Genomic DNA, 1,984 nt, shown 5'->3' with positions numbered 1-1,984 from the left:
GCCCGCCTCGACGCCTTCCGGATTGATGTGCTCGATCAACTCCATGCCCACTTCGTCCGCCATGCGGTCGCGAAACTCGATCATCTCGCGGAACTTCCAGGTGGTGTTGACGTGCATCAGCGGGAACGGCGGCGTGCCGGGATAAAATGCCTTGCGCGCCAGATGCAGCATCACCGACGAATCCTTACCGATGGAGTACAACATCACCGGGTTGGCGAATTCGGCAGCCACCTCGCGGATGATATGGATCGACTCCGCCTCAAGCTGCTTCAAATGAGTTTGGCGTTCGGGAGAAACTTCGGTCATACAGGAGCCTTTTAAATTGTATGGAATATAATGCTCATATAAAATATATTATGAGGCTAAAAATTTCATGAAACTTTAGGGGAGAGGCAATATTTTATGAAATTGGGTAAAGGCAACGTCCAGATACCTAACTTACGCCATACAAAAAACAACATCACTATATTCTGAACGACTAGGATGCTAGCCAGTCCAACTGCTGCTCCTACCACCCCCCACAGTAGAATAAATAAAACAAACAACATAACCCCTACAACATTACATAGCAGTGCTATATTGCGCATCAATTTTTCATAACCTGTCATATTAAGCAGAAATCCAACCGACCCCGTTGCCACATTGACTAACTGGGCAATGGCAATGATACGTAGTAATGTTGAAGCCTCACTAAAGCCTTGACCAAACCACCCCAAAACCCATGCAGGGAATATAAGACATACGAGTAATAACGGTGCTGCCATCAAAACACCAAGCAAAGCCCCTTGGCGTGCCAGACGAGATAACCCTTGGATATCACCACGATGGTAAAGGCTGGCAAAGCGCGGCGGAAATACAGCATTAATAACCATAAGAATAAAGCTGATCAGTAGTGCCATTCGCTCCGCTGACTTGAACAAGCCAAGATCTGAATTACTAAGCATAGCACCCGCTATTAATACACAAACTACTTGCTGCATGAACTGGGCTAAACTCATAACCAAAAAAGCCCTGGATGTCCGGCTAAACTCAGTTGAATGTACGATTTCGTGTTCGGATTGCTGTCTCCTATCGCGGAAGTGTAGATGAGCGTTCAACCAACGCCAGGCTTGGCATACTCCTTGCCCAAACACTAACCATGCAGCAATGGCAAGCCCCCACCCTGCGGCAGCTATCTGACTCCCATTTAACAACCAATGCCATAATAAAATACCGCAAGCAGCAACAAGCGAGACGGCTCCATTTTCCAAGAGATTTGCGGTCGCGGGTTTGCGGACTCCCTTCATAAAGCCTGACAGCACAAAGCTCAGTGTAAAAGCAGGAATTGCAACAGCCACCCCTACAAGAACAGAGGAAAGCTTAGGTGTATTAAAGGCCCAAGCGATTTCTTTGTGCATGTAAAAAACAGAAAAAGCTGCTACAAGACTCAGCACCCCAGCTTTGTGACATGCCCACTTAAGATAGGTCCCTACATAGGGAGACTCATAATCACGCCCCACATAGCGCATAAGTGTATTATTTAGCCCATAGCGAGCCAGTATCCCAGCACCAAGTAACACACTTTGTGCTAGCGCAAATACACCGACGCCTTCCGGGCCATAGAGGCGCCCCAGTACCACCCCCAGAAAAATCCCACCGAGTGCTGCAATACCACGTGCTATAAATGTACGAATGAGGGCAAGCCCCATTTCGCTAGTCAGCCGCTGCTTGATATTCATGGAAAGCCCCAAACTAAGGGCACGAGCCCGATGACGATGACACCGGTCAACAGGCTCATGGGCGCGCCCAGACGCAGGTAATCCACGAAACGATAACCACCGGGACCGAGGACCATGAGGTTGGTCTGATAGCCCAGCGGGGTCATGAAGCTGGCTGAGGCGGCGAACATGATGCCGATGGCGAAGGGCATGATGCTCACGCCCAGTTGCTCGGCCACGGCGGCGGCCACCGGGAACATCAACACGGCGGCGGCGTTATTAGTGAT

Annotated in this window: 3 protein-coding genes; all 3 read right to left on the bottom strand. The window is 49.7% G+C overall.

Annotation, left to right across the window (positions count from 1 at the left end):
* A partial coding sequence (locus OP496_RS17425; RefSeq protein ID WP_280565141.1) for a phosphoadenosine phosphosulfate reductase family protein occupies positions 1-306 on the bottom strand: 306 nt, incomplete at its 3' end.
* Between the two features lie 65 nt (positions 307-371).
* On the bottom strand, positions 372-1,718 hold the full coding sequence (locus OP496_RS17420) for an oligosaccharide flippase family protein (protein ID WP_280565138.1): 1,347 nt from the start codon (positions 1,716-1,718) through the stop codon (positions 372-374).
* Positions 1,715-1,984, bottom strand: a 270-nt coding sequence (locus OP496_RS17415) for an SLC13 family permease (protein WP_280565135.1), incomplete at its 5' end; no start/stop codon positions are given. The genes OP496_RS17420 and OP496_RS17415, both read right to left, overlap by 4 nt.

Source organism: Chromohalobacter sp. 48-RD10 (genome assembly GCF_029889785.1).
Taxonomy (GTDB): domain Bacteria; phylum Pseudomonadota; class Gammaproteobacteria; order Pseudomonadales; family Halomonadaceae; genus Chromohalobacter.
The sequence above is the reverse complement of the archived record's forward strand: the minus strand, read 5'-3'. Positions and strand labels throughout refer to the sequence as shown.

Excerpts from the sequence above, each read along its gene's own strand:
- OP496_RS17420 (WP_280565138.1), bottom strand. The coding sequence starts at position 1,718 with ATGAATATCAAGCAGCGGCTGACTAGCGAAATGGGGCTTGCCCTCATT.